Here is a 19,042-nt window from a genome sequence, read left to right as displayed (position 1 = left end):
ACGCTCGGTCAGCATGGGGGGCGCCCCGTCCGGGCCGAGATCACCGCCTGGCGTGTCAACTTCCAGCCATCGCCGTGTCGTTCGACGTATCCAAGTGCTCGGAGTTCGTACAGTCTCGCGATCGCCTCGTCCGGGGTGGTGCGGGCGGCCGCCGCGAGCTCCCCGGCGGGGGCCGCGCGGTCGCCGGGCAGCGCGGCGAGGACGGTCCTCGCGGCCGGGGTCAGCAGGTCGCGGGGCAGCACCGGGCCGGTGCGGGGCGGGGCCAGGTCGCCCATGTCGCCGACGAGTTCGGCCACCTCGGCGGCGTCCGTGACGAGGGTGGCCTCGCCGCGCAGCAGCTCGTGCACCCCGGCGCAGAGAGCGCTGGTGACCGGGCCCGGCACGCCCATGGTGTGTCTGCCCAGGCGCTGCGCGGCCCGCGCGGTGGCGAGTGAGCCACTGCGGCAGGCGGCCTCCACGACGACGGTGCCTCTGGTCAGGGCGGCGATGACCCGGTTGCGCAGGATGAAGCGGCTCGGGGTCGGGTGGTCGCCGGGCGGCAGCTCGCCGATCACCAGGCCCTGCTCGGCGATCCGCTCGATCAGGGTGGTGTGGCCGCGGGGGTAGGGCCGGTCGACGCCGCTGGCCAGGACGGCGACGGTGGCTCCGCCGGCGGCGAGGGCGCCGCGGTGGGCGGCGGCGTCGATGCCGTAGGCGCCGCCGGAGACGACGACCCAGCCGCGCTCGGCGAGGCCGGCGGCGAGGGTGGCGGCGACATGGGTGCCGTACTCGGTGCAGGCGCGGGCGCCGACCACGGCGACGGAGCGCAGGGCCCACATGCGCAGGCTGGGGTGCCCGCGGACCCAGAGCCCGAGGGGGCGGGCGTCGGCGAGGTCGTCCAGTTGTCCCGGCCACTCGGGGGTGCCCGGCGCGACGAACCGGGCACCCACCGCCCGCGCCCGGACGAGGTCCCGCTCCGGCTCGGCGCGCGCGGCCCGCGCCAGGAGCCCGGCCCACCGCGCCTCGCCGACCCCCGGCAGCGGCTCACCCCCCGCCTTGATCCGCCGCACCACCTCCCCCACCCCGAACTCCCTCACCCACCGCCCCCCGACCTCGTCCCCCGGCTCGATCACCCGCCCCAGGAAGACGCGGCCGAGGGTCTCTTCGTCCGGCTTACGGGGCGGGTTCCGCTCTCCTTCGCTCATGTCAGCGCGCCGATGGCCATCGGGACCCCGCGCGGGACGCCGGTGCGCAGGTGCAGGGCGAGGGCGACATCGCTCGCATCCGGGCGGTCGTGCCCCACGAGGTCGGCGACCGTCCAGGCGACGCGCAGCACCCGGTCGATGCCGCGGGCGGTGAGCACGCCCCGCTCAAGGTTGCGCTCGGCCTCGTCCATCGCGCCGGGGACGGCCTGGAACCGGCTGCGCAGCTCCCTGCCGGGCACCTCGCTGTTGGTGCGCCAGGGTGTCCCGGCGAGGCGGGCGGCCGTACGCTCCCTGGCGCCCCGGACCCGGTCCGCGACGGTCGCTGTTGACTCTCCCCGCGCACCCGGCGCGGTGAGCTGGGCGCGGGTGACCGGATCCACCTCGACGCGCAGGTCCACCCGGTCCAGGAGCGGGCCGGAGAGCCGGGCCTGGTAGCGGCGGATCGCCGAGGGCGGGCACTCGCACAGGGCGTCGCGCTGGGAGAAGCGGCCGCAGGGGCAGGGGTTGGCCGCCAGCACCATCAGGAAGCGTGCCGGAAAGCGGACCACTCCCGCGCTGCGCGCGATCACGACGTGCCCGGCCTCCAGGGGTTGCCGCAAGGCGTCCAGGGTCTGGCTGTGGAACTCGGGGGCTTCGTCCAGGAACAGCACACCGCGATGGGCGAGGGACACCGCCCCCGGACGCGCGATGCCGGGACCACCGCCCACGAGTGACTGCATCGTCGCCGAGTGGTGCGGGGCGCAGTAGGGCGCGATGTCGATGAGCGGCTTGCCCGGTGGCAGCAGCCCGGCGACCGAGTGCACCGCCGTGACCTCCAGCGAATCCTGCCTGGTGAGCCTCGGCAGTACGGCGGGCAGGCGTTCGGCCAGCATCGTCTTGCCGGCGCCCGGCGGGCCCTCCAGGAACAGGTGGTGCCCGCCGGCGGCGGCCACCTCCACGGCCGTGCGGGCCGAGGTCTGGCCGACGACATCGGCCAGGTCGTGATCGGATTCGTGCTGGGCCGCGCCGAGGCTGTGCATGCCGGTGGCGGCGCCGGTTCCGGGCACGCGCAGCCCGGCCAGCAGCGGGTCCGGGCGGCCCTGTGCGTCCGGCTCCTCCTCGGGCACGGGTTCCTCGGCCAGCACCGCGATGAGCTGGCGCAGGCTGCGGACGCCGAGCACCGACACGCCGGGAACCAGCGCGGCCTCCGGGGCGGCGCACTCGGGCACGACCACCTGCTCGTAGCCCGCGTCGGCGGCGGCCAGCACGGCGGGCAGGATGCCGCGCACGGGGCGCACCCGGCCGTCCAGGCCCAGCTCGCCGATCATGACGATGTCGGCGAGGACGCGTGGGTCGATGCGTTCGGCGGCCCCGAGCACCGCGCAGGCCACGGCCAGGTCGAACCCGGAGCCGGCCTTCGGCACCGAGGCGGGGCTGAGCCCGACGGTGAGCTTCTTCTGGGGCCACTCGGCGCCGGAATTCACCACCGCCGCGCGCACCCTGTCCCTGCTCTCCGTCAGGCTCTTGTCCGGGAGGCCGACCAGGGTGAAGGCGGCGACGCCGGGTTCGAGGTCGGCTTGGACCTCGACGACCACGCCCTCGACGCCGACGAGGGCGACGGAGCAGGTGCGGGCGAATGCCATTCAGGCCACCCCCCGCGCGTGCTCGACCCGCGGGGCGCCGCGGCCGGGGACGAGGACGCCGACCAGGTCGATGCGGACGCCGCCCGGTGGGGCGCCGCCGTGGGCGTGGATCCAGCGTTCCGCGAGGTCGCGCAGCCGGGCGGCCTTCTCCGGGGTCACCGCGGCCATGGGATGTTCGTAACGGCCGCCCGCGCGGGTCTTGACCTCGCAGACGACCAGGACCTCGCCCTCCCTGGCCACGATGTCGATCTCGCCGCTGCGCCCGGCGCGCCAGTTGCGCGCCAGGATCGTCATCCCGCCCTCGGCCAGCCGCCGGGCGGCCAGGTCCTCTCCGTACCTGCCGATCGCTTCTCGTGCGTTCATGTCGGCACCACCTCCGGCGCCAACCGTCACGCATCCACCCGAGGGAAGTGGATCTTGGTGGGCTACCGGGTGGTTGTGGAAAACCCTGTCACCCGGACGGGGTAACCGAGCGAAAACAGGCAGGTCATCAGCCGCCCGGCAGCTCCAGGTCGCTCTTGTTCAGCTCCTCGATGTTCACGTCCTTGAACGTGAGCACCCGGACCTGCTTGACGAACCGGGCCGGCCGGTACATGTCCCAGACCCAGGCGTCGGCCATCGACACCTCGAAGAACACCTCGCCCTGGACCGAGTGCACCTGCATCTCGTAGTCGTTGGTGAGGTAGAAGCGCCGTTCCGTCTCGATCACGTATTTGAACAGACCGACGACATCTCGGTACTCCCGGTAGAGCTTCAGCTCCATCTCGGTCTCGTACTTCTCGAGGTCCTCGGCGCTCATGGCATGTTCCCCTTCAGCCGTGCGATCCCCCCATTGTGCGCCAGTTCCACTGGCTCTCAGACGATTTCCGTGTCGAGGGTCAGGGGGCCGGCCGGGGGACCCTCGTCGAGCAGCGTGCGCAGCAGCTCGGCGAGTCTGGTCGGATACACCGTCTCATGTGCCCGGCTCAGTTCCCGGCACGTCCACCAGCGTGCTCCGGCGACACTGCGCCGCTCCAGGTCCGTAAGGCCGGTCGGCGCCGTCGCGGTCTGGGTCGTACGGGCCAGGTAGTACCACTCGTCCTGGTCCCAGCGGCGGCCCGCGAACGGGAAGGAGCAGCGGCGCCGCCACAGCACCGGGCCGAGTTCGACCTCGGTGATGCCGGTCTCCTCGGCGAGTTCCCGCAGCGCCGCCTGGGCGCGGGTCTCGGCGCCCTCCACTCCGCCGCCGGGGGTGAACCACCAGTCGTCGGCGGGGTCGTCGGGCTCATGGCCGTGCAGCAGCAGGATGCGGTCCTCGGGGTCGAGCAGCACCACGCGGGCCACCTTGCGCGGGCGCCCTTCGCACGGCTGCTCGCACTCGGGCTCAGCGGGCACCGGCCGCCTCCGCGCGGGCGGTACGGGCGCGGGAGCGGCCGGTCCGCTTGGCGATCGGGCCGTAGGCACCGCCGCCGAGGACCAGGACGGCGCCGACCGCGATCAGCAGCTCGATGGTGGACAGCGGTCCCGGCCGCGACAGGGCGCCCAGCGCCTCGAACCCGGTGGGGCGCTTCAGCCCGCCCTTCCAGGGGAAGACGACGGCGTCCACGCGGGCGATCACCGCGGTGCGGGAGACGGTGCCCTTGGCGGCGTCCGTGAGGTGGGCGGTGGAGTCCAGGGAGCCCTGGCGCTCGTCGCCGAGCAGAAAGAGCCGGCCCTTGGGCACGGTCACGGTCGGGAAGTTCTGGTTCTCGGCCGCGGTCCCCTCGGGGAGGTACGGCTCCTCGATCTGCTTGCCGTCGACGGTCAGCTTGCCGTCCGTGCAGCAGGAGACGGTGTCGCCGCCGACCGCGACCACGCGCTTGACCACGTCGGAGCCGGTGACCCAGCTGCTGTCGCGGAAGACGACCACATCGCCGCGGCGCACCTCGCCGCCGTCCACGCGCTGGGCGAGCACGCGGTCGCCGGCGTCGATGGTGGGGGTCATGGAGCTGGTGGGCACGGTGTACGGCCGATAGCTCACGGCCGCCCAGCCGAAGCCGCCGAGGAACAGCACCAGGCCCAGGGCCACGGCCACCCCGGACAGCCGCTGCCCGAGCCGGCCGCCGGCCGCCGCCGTGCCGGTGCCGCCGCTGCGCGGGGCCGTACGCGTCGTACTCTCACCACCCATGGACCCGCACCCTACCTGTCGGTACCGAGCGTGGTCAGCCCCTCTTCCAGGACCTGGGGTACAGCTTTCCCGGAGCTTCACACCGCGGTCCGGGAAAGCGTGGGCGCAGCGCTCAGCGCTGTCCGGACGACGATTTCGGCAGGGCGTCCGAGCGCAGCCGGTCCGCGCGCCTGCGCCGCCACACCACGACGGGGGCGACGGCCGCGACGGCGACGCCCTCGGGGGCGACCGTCAGGGAGGCGGCGGAGGAGGACTGCTGGTTGCCAAGGCCCGGCTGGTCGAAAGTGTCCGGGATGGGCAGGGTGCCCCAGTGGCTGATCGGCCAGGCCTTGACGATGGCGCGGCCGACGACCTTGTCGACGGGGACGAAGCCGTGGTTCTTGTCGGTCTGGTTGTAGCGCGAGTCCCGCGAGTTCTGCCGGTGGTCGCCCATCACCCACAGGTAGCCCTTGGGGACCTTCACCTTGAACTGGCCGCCCTGGTCGTCCTGGCTGCAGGGGGTGTTGCCGGGGTAGACATACGGCTCGTTCAGCGCCTTGCCGTTGACCAGCAGCGGGCCGGTGCCCTTGCATTCGATGGTGTCACCGCCGACGCCGACCACGCGCTTGATCAGGTCCTTCTCATTGGCGGAGGGCATCAGCCCGACCCAGCTGAGGACCTTCTGCACCGCGTTCGGGTTCGGCGCGGGCTCGCCCGCCAGCCAGTCGTCCGGGTCGTGGAAGACGACGACCTCGCCGCGCTCGGGCTTGGAGCCGAACCAGGGGGTGAGCTTGTCGACCAGGACGCGGTCGCCGATCTGGAGGGTGTTCTCCATCGAGGCGGAGGGGATCGAGAACGCCTGGACCAGGAAGGTCTTGATCAGCAGCGCCAGGACCAGCGCGATCACGACCAGGATCGGCAGTTCTTTCCAGAAGGAGCGCGGCTTCCTGGGCGGCGGCGGGGTGTTGCCCGCGCCCGCGCTCCCGGAGCCCTGTCCGTCGCGCGGTGCGCCGTCGTCGCCCGTCGCGTCATTCCCTGTGGTCATGGCGCCGTCCGTACCTGAGTCGTCCGCCTCCGCGGGGTTCCCGCGGTGCTCCTCGCCGTCGTGACCCGACCGTGCGCCAACCGCCACATCCCCCACGCCAACTCCTTACTCCGTGCCGCCGCCCGCGCCACAGACGGCGCAGGCCCACCACTCCCATAACGAGCGGGAGTTCCGCAGGGGTCGGGAGCCGGGTCATTCCGTTCGGATTCTCATGGTCAACCCTATGCGACAGGGGCGGAGCGGCAGTCGCCCGCGTCCCGGCACGGGCAACGCTTGCAAAGGTTTTAGGTTCCTCCAGGCGCGTCCAGTGGCCGATCGGCCAGCCGATCCACATAGCACGCCCGACCACCGATTTCACCGACACCGTTCCGCCGTACGGGGAGTTCCGGTGGTAGCGGGAGTCCGCGGAGTCGCCCCGGTGGTCGCCCATCACCCACAGCCGGCCCTTGGGGACGGTGATGTCGAAGCGGATGTCGGACGGGTCGTTGCCCGGATACAGGTAGTCCTTCTCGGACAGCGGCACGCCGTTGACGGTGATCCGCCCTTGCGCGTCACAGCACTTCACATGGTCGCCGCCGACCCCGATGACCCGCTTGATCAGGTCCTTCTCGTTGGAGGACGGCAGCAGCCCGATGAAGCTGAGGCCCTCCTTGAGCTGTTTGACGACGACCGGGTCCGGCTTCTGGGCGGCCTCTTCGCCGGCCAGCCAGCCACCCGGATCGTGGAAGACGACGACGTCTCCGCGCTCGGGCCGGGAGCCGAACCACGGCGTCAGCTTGTCGACCAGGACGCGGTCGCCGACGCGGATCGTCTGCTCCATGGAGCCGGACGGGATCACGAACGCCTGGACGAGGAAGGTCTTCAGTACCAGCGCGATCAGCACCGCGACTCCCACCAGAAGGGGGATCTCCCGAACGGCCGAGCGTCTGCGCTTGCGCTTGACCTTGCGCTGGAGTTTCCGCCGTTCGGCGCGGGTGCGGCCGCCGCCGGGCGCGGAGCTGCGCCGGGCGGCGGCGGCCGGGCCGGGGCCGGCCGGGCCGGAGCCCGCGCGCGGCTTGCCGCGGTTACCCATGGGCGCCGCCCGCCGCGGCCGGCACGCGCGCGTAGGCGGGCGGCCGGGTCAGATGGGTCCAGTGGCGGTACGGCCAGACGATCCAGTCGGCCCGGCCGATGACGCGGCTGACCGGGATCATGCCGCCGCCCGGCGAGCCGAGGTGGTCGCGGGAGTCGCTGGAGTCGCTGCGGTGGTCACCGAGGACGAACAGCGTGCCCGGCGGCACCACGATGTTGAACGGCACGCTGGAGGGCCTGTCTCCGGGGTAGAGGAACGCCGATTCGTCGACCGCGCGGCCGTTCACGTCGATCCTCCCCCGCTTGTCGCAGCAGACCACATGGTCCCCGCCCACCCCGACGACCCGTTTGATGTAGTCGCCGTCCCCGAAATACCCGCTTCCGTCGAACACAATCACGTCCCCGCGGGCGGGTCCGGCGCCGAAGCGGTAGGTCAGCTTGTTCACGAGGACGCGGTCGCCGATCCGCAGTCCCTGCTCCATGGATCCGCTCGGGATCTGGAAGGGCTGCACCACGAAGGTGCTCAGCAGGAGCAGGAACACCAGGCAGGCGAAGAGAGTGAGGGTGACGCGGCCGCCCGGCAGCCATTCGGTGATCCGCGCCAACGCGAAACGCGACCGCTCCTCCGGGTCCGGGGAGTCCGGGCCGGAGGTGCGGTCGCGCTTCGTCGGCTGTGCTTCGGTGTCCATCGGGGCGAGATGTTATCCGGCCCCGCTATGACTCCGGGGAGGCGCTCAGCTCTCGCGCTTCTCCTTGATCTTCGCGGCCTTGCCGCGCAGCTCACGGAGGTAGTACAGCTTGGCGCGGCGCACGTCACCGCGGGTGACCAGCTCGATCTTCTCGACGATCGGGGTGTGCACCGGGAAGGTGCGCTCGACGCCGACGGAGAACGAGACCTTGCGGACCGTGAAGGTCTCGCGGACACCGGAGCCCTGGCGGCGGATCACGACGCCCTTGAACTGCTGCACACGGGAGCGGTTGCCCTCGATGACGCGCACGTGCACGTTGACCGTGTCACCCGGACGGAAGGCCGGGAGGTCGGTGCGCAGCGACGCGGAGTCGACGGTGTCGAGCAGGTGAGACATTTCGTCTGCTTTCTTCGCTGATGCCACAGGTCATCAACGGGACTGAAGAGGTACAGGGTGGTGCCGCGCGTGTCGGGTCGGGCGTCTTGTCCCCCTGTGGCAGGGGCGCACACCGGACGGGCGCACAGCAGCGGCCTATTCTTCCATGCCGGTGGCCCGGCGCCAAAATCGGCCGTACCGGTGACCGTCCGGGTCCGGTTCCCAGCCCAGGATGGACAGCATTTCGCGGTCCTTCTTGTCGAAGGCCTTGGGGTCGCAGCGCTCGATCAGATCGGGCCGGTTGAGGGTCGTACGGCGCAGGGCCTCGTCGCGGCGCCAGCGGGCGATCTTGCCGTGGTGGCCGCTGAGCAGCACGTCCGGGATGTCCCGGCCGCGCCAGGCGGGCGGCTTGGTGTAGACGGGGCCTTCCAGGAGGTTTGCCATGGCGCCGGGCGCGAAGGAGTCGTCGCGGTGGGACTCGGCGTTGCCGAGGACGCCGGGCAGCAGCCGGGCGACGGCCTCGGTGATGACGAGGACGGCCGCTTCGCCGCCGGCGAGGACGTAATCCCCGATGGAGACCTCGTAGACGGGCATCCGGGTGGCGTACTCGTCGAAGACACGCCGGTCGATGCCCTCGTAGCGGGCCGGTGTGAAGATCAGCCAGGGCCGCTCGGAGAGTTCCACGGCGAGTTCCTGGGTGAAGGGCCGGCCGCTCGGGGTGGGGACGATCAGCGCGGGGGCATGGGCGCCGGTCTCGTAGCCGTCGGCGAGGACGGTGTCGAGGGCGTCGCCCCAGGGCTCGGTCTTCATGACCATGCCGGGGCCGCCGCCGTACGGCGTGTCGTCCACCGTGTTGTGCCGGTCGTACGTCCATGCGCGCAGGTCGTGGACGTGCACGGCGAGCTGCCCGCGGTGCCGGGCCTTGCCGACGAGCGAGACGTTCAGGGGGTCCAGGTACTCGGGGAAGATGGTGACGACGTCCAGGCGCATTACGCGTCTTCCCCCGGCTGGTCTTCCTTCGGCTGGTCTTCCGCCGACCGGTCCTCCGCCCGCTCCGCATCCTCCGGCTCGCGGCTGGAGGCGATCTCGGCGCGGTCGTCGATCAGGCCGGGCGGGGGCGTGATGACGGCCTTCTGCTCCTCCAGGTCGATCTCGGAGACGATCTCCTCCACGAAGGGGATCATGACCTCCGAGCCGTCCGGGCGCTCCACGATGAACAGGTCCTGCGAGGGCAGGTGCGAGATCTCGGTGATCCGGCCGACCTCCACGCCGTCCTCGGTGACCACGTCCAGGTCCATGAGCTGATGGTCGTAGTACTCGTCCTCGCCCTCCGGCAGCTCCTCCGGGTCCACGTCGGCGATCAGGAGGGTGTTGCGCAGGGCCTCGGCGCCGGTCCGGTCGGTGACGCCCGCGAAGCGCAGCAGCAGCCGGCCGCTGTGGACGCGGCCCGTCTCGATGGTCAGCGGCCCCGCCGACGCGGGATCCGTGGCGAGGACGGCGCCGGGGGCCAGCCTCAGCTCCGGCTCGTCGGTACGTACCTCGACGGTGACCTCGCCCTTGATGCCATGGGCACGGCCGACCCGTGCGACTACCAGCTGCACCGTTCCAATTCTCCTGTCATCTGCTGCGCGTGTCCTGCTCGTACGACTGTGTTGTACGACTGCGTTGTACGACTCGTACGACTGCGGTGTACGACTCCGGATACGACTGCGGGCCGGGGACGGCCGAGTGGCCCTCCCCGGCCCGAGCCGGTTGCGATGAAGCGTCAGCGGACGTTGTCCACGTCGACCAGGTCGACGCGGACACCGCGACCGCCGATGGCGCCCACGACGGTACGCAGAGCGCGCGCGGTACGGCCGTTGCGACCGATCACCTTGCCGAGGTCGTCGGGGTGTACCCGGACCTCCAGCACGCGCCCGCGGCGCAGGTTGCGCGAGGCGACCTGCACATCGTCAGGGTTGTCGACGATGCCCTTCACGAGGTGCTCAAGCGCCTCTTCGAGCATGCTGCTCAGGCCTCGGTCGACTCGGACTCAGCCGCGGCCTCGTCCTTCTTCTCAGCCTTCTTCTTCTGGGTGATGGCCTCACCCTTGGCGTCGTCGTCGCCACCGAGGGCGTCGAACGACGGGCGGGCCGGCTTGGGCTCGGCGACGAGCAGCGGCGCGGGAGCCGGCTCGCCCTTGAACTTCTGCCAGTCGCCGGTCTTCTTCAGGATGGCGAGGACCGGCTCGGTCGGCTGGGCGCCGACGCCGAGCCAGTACGCCACGCGGTCGGCGTCCACCTCGATGACCGACGGGTTGTAGGTCGGGTGGTACTTGCCGATCTCCTCGATGGCCCGGCCGTCACGGCGGGTACGGGAGTCGGCGACGACGATGCGGTAGTGAGGCGAACGGATCTTGCCCAGACGCTTCAGCTTGATCTTGACTGCCACGGGAGTGGAATCTCCTGGTTTTGACGTGGGTGGGGCACGGCGCGTTGCCGCGTGGGGTTGCGGTACCCGTGTGCCCGACGGACGCGTCAGCCGGAGGAGAGAGGGGTCCTGTGCGGCTGTCGAGTACAGCCATCCATTCTGCCATACCCGGCGGACCCCTCCGGGCCGGGGTTCGAGACCCGCGGGATCGCTGCCCGCGCCCGCCGGCCTGGGGTGCCGACGGGCGCGGTACGGGGTCGCGGTGTGGGGTCCGGCACCCACGAGATGCCGGTGTGGAGGATCAGGCGGCGCCTGACATTTCCGGGATGCGGAAGGGTTTGCCACAGCCGCCGCAGACGATGGGGGCCTGGGCGAGGACGGAGGGGACCACGCGGACGTTGCGACCGCAGTCGCAGACGGCCTTGACGCGGACGCCGCCGCCGGAGGATCCATGGCGGGCGGCGGGCCCCCGGAAGGTGCGGGAGGTGTCCTCCGTGGTGGCCGCCGAGTGCGCCTTGAGGGCGCGCTGGAGGCGTTCGATGGTCGGGCGGTAGCGCCGCTTCGCCTCGGGGTTGAGCGTGACCAGGGAGAAGCCGCTGCTGGGATGCGGTTCCTCGGGGTGGTCCAGGCCCAGCTCCTCGGCGATCGAGAGGAACCGTCGGTTGTGGTAGCGGCCGGCACGGGAGGTGTCGCGGACCCCGCGCGCGGCGGCGATGCCGTGGACTGCCTCATGGAGCAGCCGTTCGAAGGAGAGTTCGTGTCCGCAGGCGGAGGACGACTCTCCGATCAAGGACTCTGGCGCGGCGAGATCCGGCAGATCGGGGTGGTACCGCTGAATGTCGGCCCACGCCTGTGCCAGCTCTGCGGCGAGAACAGGTGGTGTCTGTGTCGTGCTCACGTAATGACAACGAGCGGAGGGCACGCTGTGTTCCTATTCCGGGGCATCCCAAATAATTTGCACGTACCCGTCAGTTGGCACTGATGCGTCCTGACGAGGGCGCGTGCGCCGATGTGCGGAGGAAGGCTCACAGCTCATCACAAGCCGGTGCGTAGGTGGCACTACGATTCGCCCAGTAGACCCTGTCACGACGATGGCCCGCGGCGGCGCAAGAGGCGATTCGGCCGCTCTCGGCGCCGGGCCCCGTCCCGGTCGGCGCCCGTGACGCTCGCGACGTTACCGTGCGCGACCGCGCCCCTCGGCACCGGGCCGCCCTCCGGTGTGATCACCGTAAGCACAGCGGGGTTGCCGGGATGTGAATTCTCGCCACACCGGCCCACTGGGGCCAAGCAGGCGCCCTCGACCCCTGGACGGCACCGCGAGGCGGGGGTTACCTGGCATACGTGAGTCGTCGCGAGGGCGGCGGGCACGGGGGCCACACCAACCGGACACAGCGGCGAACCGTCGGCGGATGGGGGCGCTTATCCATGACAGCTTCGCTCGTACGGCGGTATCCGCCGCACGTGGCACCCACAGCCCACGAGGAAACGGAGGCACGCGCACGCGACTGGGCCGAGATCCAGGAACGGATGCTCGTCCCGCTGCACGAAGCCGTGTACGAACGGCTCGACGTCGGCCCGGACACCCGTCTGCTCGGCCTGCGCTGCGGCTCCGGCCTCGCCCTTCTCCTGGCGGCCGCCCGCGGCGCCGCCGTCACCGGCACCGACTCCTCCCCCGAACTGCTGGCCCTCGCCCGCGAGCGGCTGCGGCCACCGGACGGCGGCGCCCCGCGCGCGGAACTCGGACACGGCACGCCCGCGGACACCGGAACCGCCGGGTCGTACGACCTGATCACCGCACTGGACCCGATCCGCTGCCCCTCCGGCGACCCCGAGAAACTCGCCGCCCTGCTCGCGGGGGCCCTCCCCCGCACCGCCCCCGGAACCGCCGTGGTGCTCGCCGGCTGGGGTCCGCAGGAACGTTGCACCACCTCCAGCGTGCTCCGCGTCGCGGCGAAACTGGCTGATCCTTTGCGCAGTACCGGCGGCTGGCGCCCGGCCCGGCGGGACGACCTGGAGGAGGCCGCCCAGCGGGCGGGGCTGCGCCCGGACGGCTCCGGGCGGGTCTCCTGCCCGTTCGGATACGCCGGCCCGGACAGCGCGGTGCGCGGACTGCTGTCCACCGGTCTGTTCGACGCGGCGATCGCGGCGACCGACGCCAAGCAGGTCGACAAGGAGCTGACGGAGGCCCTGCACCCGTACCGCCGCGCCGACGGCACGGTCTGGATGCCCAACGTCTTCCGCTATCTGATCGCGCGCGTCCCCTGAACCCGGTGCGCCCGCCGGACCCCGCGGACCCGACCTGCCCGGTGGTCCCGGCGGGCCCGGCTCACCGTGCCTCCTCAGGGCCCTTGGCGAGCCGGGTGATCCCGGCGATGCGGTACGCGTCCGCCTCCTCCAGCGTCTCGTGCTCCAGCAGCGCCCGCGCCAGCGCGTCCAGCTGGCCGCGATGGTCCTGGAGCTTGCGCAGGGCCTCCCCGTAGCAGTCGTCCACGATCCGCCGCATCTCGGCGTCGATCACATCGAGCGTGCCCGGCGCCGCCGCGAGCCCGTACGCCTGCTGGGCGTCGCTCGGCAGCGCGGACAGCCGGCCGACCCGCTCGCTCATGCCCCAGCGGGCCACCATCGCGCGGGCGATGTTCGTCACCTGTTCGAGGTCGCTCTCCGCGCCCGTGGTGACCACGCCGTAGACGACCTCCTCCGCGGCCATGCCACCCAGCGCACCGATGATCCGACCGCGCAGATACTCCTCCGAATGGGCGTACCGCTCCACCTCGGGCGTGGACATCGTCACCCCGAGCGCCCGGCCGCGCGGCACGATGGTGATCTTGCGAACGGGGTCCGCGCCCGGCTGGAGCATGCCGAGCAGCGCGTGGCCGCTCTCGTGGTACGCCGTACGCCGCCGGTCCTCCTCCGGCATCACCAGGGTCCGCTCGGCACCCAGCTGGACCTTCTCCAGCGCCTCGGAGAGATTCGCGCCGGTCACCCGGTCCTGCCCCCGCTTGACCGCGAGCAGCGCCGCCTCGTTGGCCAGGTTGGCGAGGTCCGCGCCCGTCATACCGGGGGTCGTGCGCGCCAGCCGGGCCAGATCCACGTCCGGCTCCAGCGGCACGTCCCGCGTGTGGATCCGCAGGATCGCCTCACGGCCCGCACGGTCCGGCGGGGCCACCGTGACCACCCGGTCGAAGCGGCCGGGACGGGTCAGCGCCGGGTCCAGGATGTCGGCGCGGTTGGTCGCCGCGATGACGATCACGCCCTCCGAGCCCGAGAAGCCGTCCATCTCCGTGAGGATCTGGTTGAGCGTCTGCTCGCGTTCGTCGTGCCCGCTCATGGCCGTACTGCCGCTGCGCGCCCGGCCGATGGTGTCGATCTCGTCGATGAAGATGATCGACGGCGCCACCTTGCGGGCCTCCGCGAACAGCTCGCGCACCCGCGACGCGCCGACGCCGACGATCATCTCGATGAACTCCGACGCCGAGGCCGAGAAGAACGGCACCCCGGCCTCGCCCGCCACCGCCCGCGCGAGCAGCGTCTTCCCGGTGCCGGGCGGCCCCGCGAGCAGCACGCCCCGAGGCAGCTTGGCGCCCATCCTGCGGTAGGCGTCCGGGTGCTCCAGGAAGTCGACCACGTCGTCCAGCTCGCCCTTGACCTCGTCGATCCCGGCCACGTCCGCGAACGTCGTGCGCCTGGAGTCGGGCTCGGGCCCCACCGGCTTGGGCGGCGCCCGGCGGCCGAACAGACCGCCCGCGCCGGGCAGCGCGCCGCCGAGCCGCCGGGCGAAGAAGACCCACACCGCGACCAGGACCAGGATCGGAATCAGGGAGAGCAGCAGATTGGAGACGAAGCTGCGCTCCTGGACCACCGGCCGGGCGGTCACCGTGACGCCATGACTGCTCAGGTTCTGCCACAACCGGTCGTCCGCGAAGGCGGGGCGCTGCGTCTTGAACCGGGTGTACCGGCCGCCGCCCTCGGGATTGCTCCGGGCGGTCTTCAACTGGCCCTGGATGGCGTCGCCCTTGGAGTAGATCGTGGCGACATTGCCCTCGGAGACCTGCCGGCTGAACTCGGTGTAGGAGATCGTCGGCTGATTGGCCTGGCCGAGGTAGTTCAGGCCGAAATAGGCCAGCAGGAAGACGATCACCGCGGTGACGAGGAGCCCCCACCACTTCCCGCCCCGGAGTCCTCCCCCACCGGACCGCCGGGGCCCGTCGGGGGTGCCCTCGGCGCGCCACGGCTGCTCCGGGTCCTGGCGCGGGGGCGGCGCGTTGCTCATATAGGGACGTTAAGGCAGATACCGGCGCACGGCACATGGTGAAGGGCGCCCCCTGGAAACAGGGAGCGCCCTTCAGCGTCGTACAGCCGTCATGTCATACGGCCATGTCGTACGACTGTCAGCCCATGAACTTCTTGAACTCGTCCGGCAGCTCGAACTCCTCGGAGCCCTGCTGGGGCAGCTGGAAGGCGTTGCCGGCCTGGGCCGCGGCGGCCTCGCGGCGCTGGGCCTCCTCCAGCTCCTGCTGCCTGCGCTTCATCGGGTTGCCCGAGCGCTGCTTGCCCTTGGCCTTCTTCTGCTGCTTCTTCTGCCGGCCGGGGCCGCCGCCCATGCCCGGAATCCCCGGCATGCCGGGCATACCGCCGCTCTGAGCCATCCGGGACATCATCTTGCGGGCCTCGAAGAACCGCTCGACCAGGCCCTTCACGGCGCTGACCTCGACGCCGGAGCCCTTGGCGATACGGGCGCGGCGGGAGCCGTTGATGATCGTCGGGTCCTGGCGCTCGGCCGGGGTCATCGACTTGATGATCGCGGCGGTGCGGTCGACGTCGCGCTCGTCGATGTTCTGGATCTGCTCCTTGATCTGGCCCATGCCGGGGAGCATGCCGAGCAGCTTGCTGATCGAGCCCATCTTCCTGACCTGTTCCATCTGGGACAGGAAGTCGTCCAGGGTGAAGTCCTGGCCCTTCTTGGACGCCAGCTTGGAGGCCATCTTGGCGGCCTCTTCCTGGCTGAAGGTCTTCTCCGCCTGCTCGATCAGGGTGAGCAGGTCACCCATGTCGAGGATGCGGGAGGCCATCCGGTCCGGGTGGAACGCGTCGAAGTCGTCCAGCTTCTCGCCGTTCGACGCGAACATGATCGGCTTGCCGGTGATCTGCCGGATGGACAGCGCGGCACCACCGCGGGCGTCGCCGTCGAGCTTGGAGAGGACCACACCGTCGAAGCCGACGCCGTCGCGGAACGCCTCGGCCGTGTTGACGGCGTCCTGGCCGATCATCGCGTCGACGACGAAGAGGATCTCGTCCGGGGAGACCGCGTCGCGGATGTCCGCGGCCTGCTGCATCATCTCCTGGTCGATGCCCAGACGGCCGGCGGTGTCCACGATCACGATGTCGTGGACCTTGGACTTCGCGAACTCGATGGAGTCCTTGGCGACCTTGACCGGGTCGCCGACGCCATTGCCCGGCTCCGGCGCGTACACGGCGACGCCCGCGCGCTCGGCGACCACGCTGAGCTGGTTGACCGCGTTGGGGCGCTGGAGGTCGCAGGCCACCAGCAGCGGGGAGTGGCCCTGCTCCCGCAGCCAGTGGCCGAGCTTGCCCGCGAGGGTGGTCTTACCGGCACCCTGGAGACCCGCGAGCATGATCACGGTGGGCGGCTGCTTGGCGAAGCGCAGGCGCCGGGTCTCGCCACCGAGGATGGTCACGAGCTCGTCGTTGACGATCTTGACGATCTGCTGGGCGGGGTTCAGCGCCTTGGAGACCTCGGCGCCGAGGGCACGTTCCTTGACGTTCTTGATGAACGTGCGGACGACCGGAAGGGCCACGTCCGCTTCGAGGAGCGCGATGCGGATCTCGCGTGCCGTGGCGTCGATGTCCGCCTCGGACAACCGGCCCTTGCCGCGGAGGTTTTTGAAAGTCGCGCTGAGGCGGTCGGAGAGGGTATCGAACACGGTGGCGTCGGTCCTCGGGGTCGGAGGGATCTGGGCTGCCCTCCAGGGTATCCGGCCCGGCAGGGCATCAGTCCCCGCCCGTCGCATTCCCGGTACGCGTCACGGCGTCCGCAGGGTCTCCTCCAGGGCCCTCGCCACCGAGGCCGCGTCCTGTTCCGGCAGCGGCTCGCCCGTGCCCGTCGTCACGTAGAAGGCGTCGACCGCGTTGGCGCCGAGGGTCGAGACGTGCATGCTGCGGACCCGGACGCCCGCCTTCTCCAGGGCCGTGCCGATGCGGTGCAGCAGGCCGGGGGCGTCCTGGGCGCGGACCTCGATCACCGTGGCGTGGTGGGAGGCGGCGGGGGCCACCGTCACGCGCGGCGGCGGGGCGAGCAGGCCCCGGCGCCGCGGGTAGGCGGCGTCGCGCTCGGCGAGGCGGCCGGCGATGTCGAGGGAGCCGTCCAGGGCGCGCACCAGGTCGGCGCGCAGCCGGGCGGCTTCGGGCAGCGAGCCGTACTCGGCGGCGACCCGCCAGTCGAGCAGCAGCACCGGGCCGTCGCCGTCGTGCACGTCCCGCGGCAGCCGCAGGGTGCGCAGCTCGGCGGTGCGCACGGTGAGCCGGTGCACGGCGAGGACCCCGGCGACGGCGGGCAGCACGGCGCTCTGGTCGGGTACGGCGATGAGCAGCTCGACGCCGAGGGGTTCGGGCACGCCGGGCGGTTCCTCGGCGGCGACCGGCTCGCTGCGGGCGCGCACGGCGAGCACCGGGCCGCCGGTGCGGAACGCCTCGATGGCCAGGCGTTCCTGCTCGGCGGTGGGCGCGGTGGGCGCGGGCTCGTCCGGCACCTCGCCCGCGAGCAGCGCGCCGACACGGCGGACCAGGTCGGCGACGAGGGAGCCGCGCCAGGTGGACCAGGCGGCGGGGCCGGTGGCGAGGGCGTCGGCCTCGGTGAGGGCGTGCAGGAGTTCCAGGGTGCCCTGGGTGCCGACGGCCTCGGCGACGGAGCGGACGGTGGCGGGATCGTCCAGGTCACGGCGGGTGGCCGTGTCGATCAGCAGGAGGTGGTGGCGGACCAGCGTGGCCAGGACGGCGCCGTCCTCGGGGTCGAATCCGATGCGGGTGGCCACGTCCTTGGCGATGATCTCGCCGGCCACCGAGTGGTCGCCGGGCCAGCCCTTGCCGATGTCGTGCAGGAGCGCGGCGACGAGGAGCAGGTCGGGGCGGTGGACGTGCCGGGTGAGGGCGGCGGCGCGGACGGCGGTCTCGATCAGGTGGCGGTCGACGGTCCAGATGTGGACGGCGTTGCGCTGGGGGCGGCAGCGGACCCGCTCCCAGTCCGGGAGGAGCCTGCTGATCAGCCCCTCGGCCTCCAGCGCCTCCCAGACCTCGACGGTGGGGCGGCCGGAGCCGAGCAGGGTGACCAGTTGTTCGCGGGCCTCGGCGGGCCAGGGGGTGGGCAGCGGGCGGGCGGTCGCGGCCAGGCGCCGTACGGCGTACCGGGACAGCGGCAGGCCGGCCTGGGCTGCGGCGGCCGCGGCGCGCAGCGGGAGCACCGGGTCGCGTTCGGGGCGGGCGGCGCGGGCGAGGACCACCTCACCGTCCTGTTCGACCACGCCCTCGGCCAGCGGGGACCGCTCGGCCACCTGTTTCCCGCCGCCCAGCATGGCGCGCAGCCGCGGGCGTACGGCGCGTGAGCGCAGCACGCGCCGCACCTCGCGCCAGGTGACGTCACCGGCGTAGGAGATGACGCCGGCCGCCTCGTAGACCTGCCGGAGCAGGGCGTCGGCGTCGAGCAGGCCCAGTTCGGCCGCTACCTGGTCCTGTTCCTGGAGGGCGAGCCGGTCGGTGGCGCGGCCGGTGCTCAGATGGAGGGCGTCGCGGACGTCGAGCAGGGTGCGGCGGGCCTCGGACAGGCCCTCGCGGGGGGCGTCGGCGAGCCAGGAGGCGGCGACGGCGCGCAGCGCGGTGGCGTCGCGCAGACCGCCGCGGGCCTCCTTGAGGTCGGGCTCCAGGAGGAACCTCAACTCGCCCTGCCGGTCGGCGCGTTCGTCGCACAGCTCGTTCAGCTCGGGCAGCCGCTTGGGGGCCTGGTTGCGCCAGTCGGCGAGGACGGCGGTGCGCAGTCCGGCGGTCAGGCCGAGGTCGCCGGCGAGATGGCGGGCGTCCAGCAGGCCGAGCTGGACCTTGAGGTCCTCGCCGGCCGTCTTGCGGGCCTCGGCGAGGGTGCGCACGGAGTGATCGAGGTCGAGGCCGAGATCCCAGACCGGGTACCAGAGGCGGTCGGCGAGGGCGGCGACCGCGGCGGGGTCGGAGCCGTCGTGCAGCAGCAGGAGGTCCAGGTCGCTGCGCGGGGACAGCTCGCCGCGGCCGTAGCCGCCGACGGCGACGAGGGAGATGCTGCGGGACGGGCCGGCCGCGGCGGTGAACAGTGCGGCGAGCCAGCCGTCGGTCAGTTCGGCGAGGGCGGCGCGGCGCGGCGGCCCGGTCCGCGCCCCCTCGGTGAGGAGGCGCAGCCGGGCCGCCGCGTAGCCGCTGGGTTCCGGGCCTTCGGCCGCTGTCCGCTCATCCGTTCCCGTCACCCGGCGACTCCCGTTCCGTTC

19 protein-coding genes are annotated in these 19,042 nt (G+C 72.2%); 1 reads left to right on the top strand and 18 read right to left on the bottom strand.

What is annotated here, in order from left to right; all coding sequences use genetic code 11:
• Nucleotides 1–8 precede the first annotated feature (8 nt).
• From dprA to ACZ7EC_RS28760, 15 genes are all read right to left on the bottom strand, one after another.
• Nucleotides 9–1,184, bottom strand: coding sequence for a DNA-processing protein DprA (gene dprA / locus ACZ7EC_RS28830; RefSeq protein WP_471067109.1), 1,176 nt, complete (start codon nt 1,182–1,184; stop codon nt 9–11).
• On the bottom strand, nt 1,181–2,806 hold the full coding sequence (locus ACZ7EC_RS28825; RefSeq protein ID WP_471067107.1) for a YifB family Mg chelatase-like AAA ATPase: 1,626 nt from the start codon (nt 2,804–2,806) through the stop codon (nt 1,181–1,183). Before ACZ7EC_RS28825 ends, dprA begins: the two co-directional genes overlap by 4 nt.
• On the bottom strand, nt 2,807–3,169 hold the full coding sequence (locus tag ACZ7EC_RS28820) for a YraN family protein (RefSeq protein ID WP_471067105.1): 363 nt from the start codon (nt 3,167–3,169) through the stop codon (nt 2,807–2,809).
• Between the two features lie 127 nt (nt 3,170–3,296).
• Nucleotides 3,297–3,605 carry a DUF2469 domain-containing protein gene (locus ACZ7EC_RS28815; RefSeq protein ID WP_003965949.1) on the bottom strand — a complete coding sequence of 103 codons (309 nt, stop codon included), beginning with the start codon at nt 3,603–3,605 and terminating at the stop codon, nt 3,297–3,299.
• Between the two features lie 56 nt (nt 3,606–3,661).
• Nucleotides 3,662–4,180, bottom strand: a complete 519-nt coding sequence (locus ACZ7EC_RS28810; RefSeq protein ID WP_471067103.1) for an NUDIX hydrolase — start codon at nt 4,178–4,180, stop codon at nt 3,662–3,664.
• The gene (lepB, locus tag ACZ7EC_RS28805; RefSeq protein WP_471067102.1) at nt 4,170–4,952 is read right to left on the bottom strand and encodes a signal peptidase I; all 783 of its coding nucleotides are present in this window, start codon (nt 4,950–4,952) and stop codon (nt 4,170–4,172) included. The genes ACZ7EC_RS28810 and lepB (ACZ7EC_RS28805) overlap by 11 nt, the downstream gene beginning before the upstream one ends.
• Before the next feature lie 112 nt (nt 4,953–5,064).
• Nucleotides 5,065–6,072 carry a signal peptidase I gene (gene lepB, locus ACZ7EC_RS28800; RefSeq protein WP_471067101.1) on the bottom strand — a complete coding sequence of 336 codons (1,008 nt, stop codon included), beginning with the start codon at nt 6,070–6,072 and terminating at the stop codon, nt 5,065–5,067.
• Nucleotides 5,960–7,048, bottom strand: a complete 1,089-nt coding sequence (gene lepB / locus ACZ7EC_RS28795; protein ID WP_471067099.1) for a signal peptidase I — start codon at nt 7,046–7,048, stop codon at nt 5,960–5,962. Before lepB (ACZ7EC_RS28795) ends, lepB (ACZ7EC_RS28800) begins: the two co-directional genes overlap by 113 nt.
• Nucleotides 7,041–7,736, bottom strand: a complete 696-nt coding sequence (gene lepB / locus ACZ7EC_RS28790; protein ID WP_471067097.1) for a signal peptidase I — start codon at nt 7,734–7,736, stop codon at nt 7,041–7,043. The genes lepB (ACZ7EC_RS28795) and lepB (ACZ7EC_RS28790) overlap by 8 nt, the downstream gene beginning before the upstream one ends.
• Before the next feature lie 45 nt (nt 7,737–7,781).
• Complete coding sequence (gene rplS, locus ACZ7EC_RS28785) at nt 7,782–8,132, bottom strand: 50S ribosomal protein L19 (RefSeq protein ID WP_471067095.1); 351 nt, start codon at nt 8,130–8,132, stop codon at nt 7,782–7,784.
• Between the two features lie 135 nt (nt 8,133–8,267).
• Entirely contained in the window at nt 8,268–9,101 is an 834-nt protein-coding gene (gene trmD, locus ACZ7EC_RS28780) for a tRNA (guanosine(37)-N1)-methyltransferase TrmD (RefSeq protein WP_471067093.1), read from the bottom strand.
• Complete coding sequence (gene rimM / locus ACZ7EC_RS28775; RefSeq protein ID WP_471067091.1) at nt 9,101–9,712, bottom strand: ribosome maturation factor RimM; 612 nt, start codon at nt 9,710–9,712, stop codon at nt 9,101–9,103. The genes trmD and rimM overlap by 1 nt, the downstream gene beginning before the upstream one ends.
• A gap of 164 nt (nt 9,713–9,876) precedes the next feature.
• The gene (locus ACZ7EC_RS28770; protein ID WP_029385578.1) at nt 9,877–10,116 is read right to left on the bottom strand and encodes an RNA-binding protein; all 240 of its coding nucleotides are present in this window, start codon (nt 10,114–10,116) and stop codon (nt 9,877–9,879) included.
• Nucleotides 10,117–10,121: 5 nt separating this feature from the next.
• Nucleotides 10,122–10,541 carry a 30S ribosomal protein S16 gene (gene rpsP, locus ACZ7EC_RS28765; protein ID WP_145485580.1) on the bottom strand — a complete coding sequence of 140 codons (420 nt, stop codon included), beginning with the start codon at nt 10,539–10,541 and terminating at the stop codon, nt 10,122–10,124.
• Between the two features lie 280 nt (nt 10,542–10,821).
• Complete coding sequence (locus ACZ7EC_RS28760) at nt 10,822–11,418, bottom strand: hypothetical protein (RefSeq protein ID WP_037654570.1); 597 nt, start codon at nt 11,416–11,418, stop codon at nt 10,822–10,824.
• Nucleotides 11,419–11,945: 527 nt separating this feature from the next.
• Between ACZ7EC_RS28760 and ACZ7EC_RS28755 the strand changes: the two genes are divergently transcribed.
• The gene (locus tag ACZ7EC_RS28755) at nt 11,946–12,785 is read left to right on the top strand and encodes a methyltransferase domain-containing protein (RefSeq protein WP_471067089.1); all 840 of its coding nucleotides are present in this window, start codon (nt 11,946–11,948) and stop codon (nt 12,783–12,785) included.
• Between the two features lie 61 nt (nt 12,786–12,846).
• Here the strand turns inward: ACZ7EC_RS28755 and ftsH are convergent, their stop codons facing one another.
• From ftsH to ACZ7EC_RS28740, 3 genes are all read right to left on the bottom strand, one after another.
• Entirely contained in the window at nt 12,847–14,790 is a 1,944-nt protein-coding gene (ftsH, locus tag ACZ7EC_RS28750; protein WP_471067088.1) for an ATP-dependent zinc metalloprotease FtsH, read from the bottom strand.
• A 118-nt stretch (nt 14,791–14,908) separates the two neighbouring features.
• Nucleotides 14,909–16,462, bottom strand: a complete 1,554-nt coding sequence (gene ffh, locus ACZ7EC_RS28745; RefSeq protein ID WP_471067087.1) for a signal recognition particle protein — start codon at nt 16,460–16,462, stop codon at nt 14,909–14,911.
• 99 nt (nt 16,463–16,561) lie between these two features.
• Entirely contained in the window at nt 16,562–19,021 is a 2,460-nt protein-coding gene (locus ACZ7EC_RS28740) for a [protein-PII] uridylyltransferase (RefSeq protein ID WP_471067085.1), read from the bottom strand.
• Nucleotides 19,022–19,042: the final 21 nt, after the last annotated feature.

The sequence above is a fragment of the Streptomyces sp. NPDC037203 genome (genome assembly GCF_055605065.1).
The sequence above is the reverse complement of the archived record's forward strand: the minus strand, read 5'-3'. Positions and strand labels throughout refer to the sequence as shown.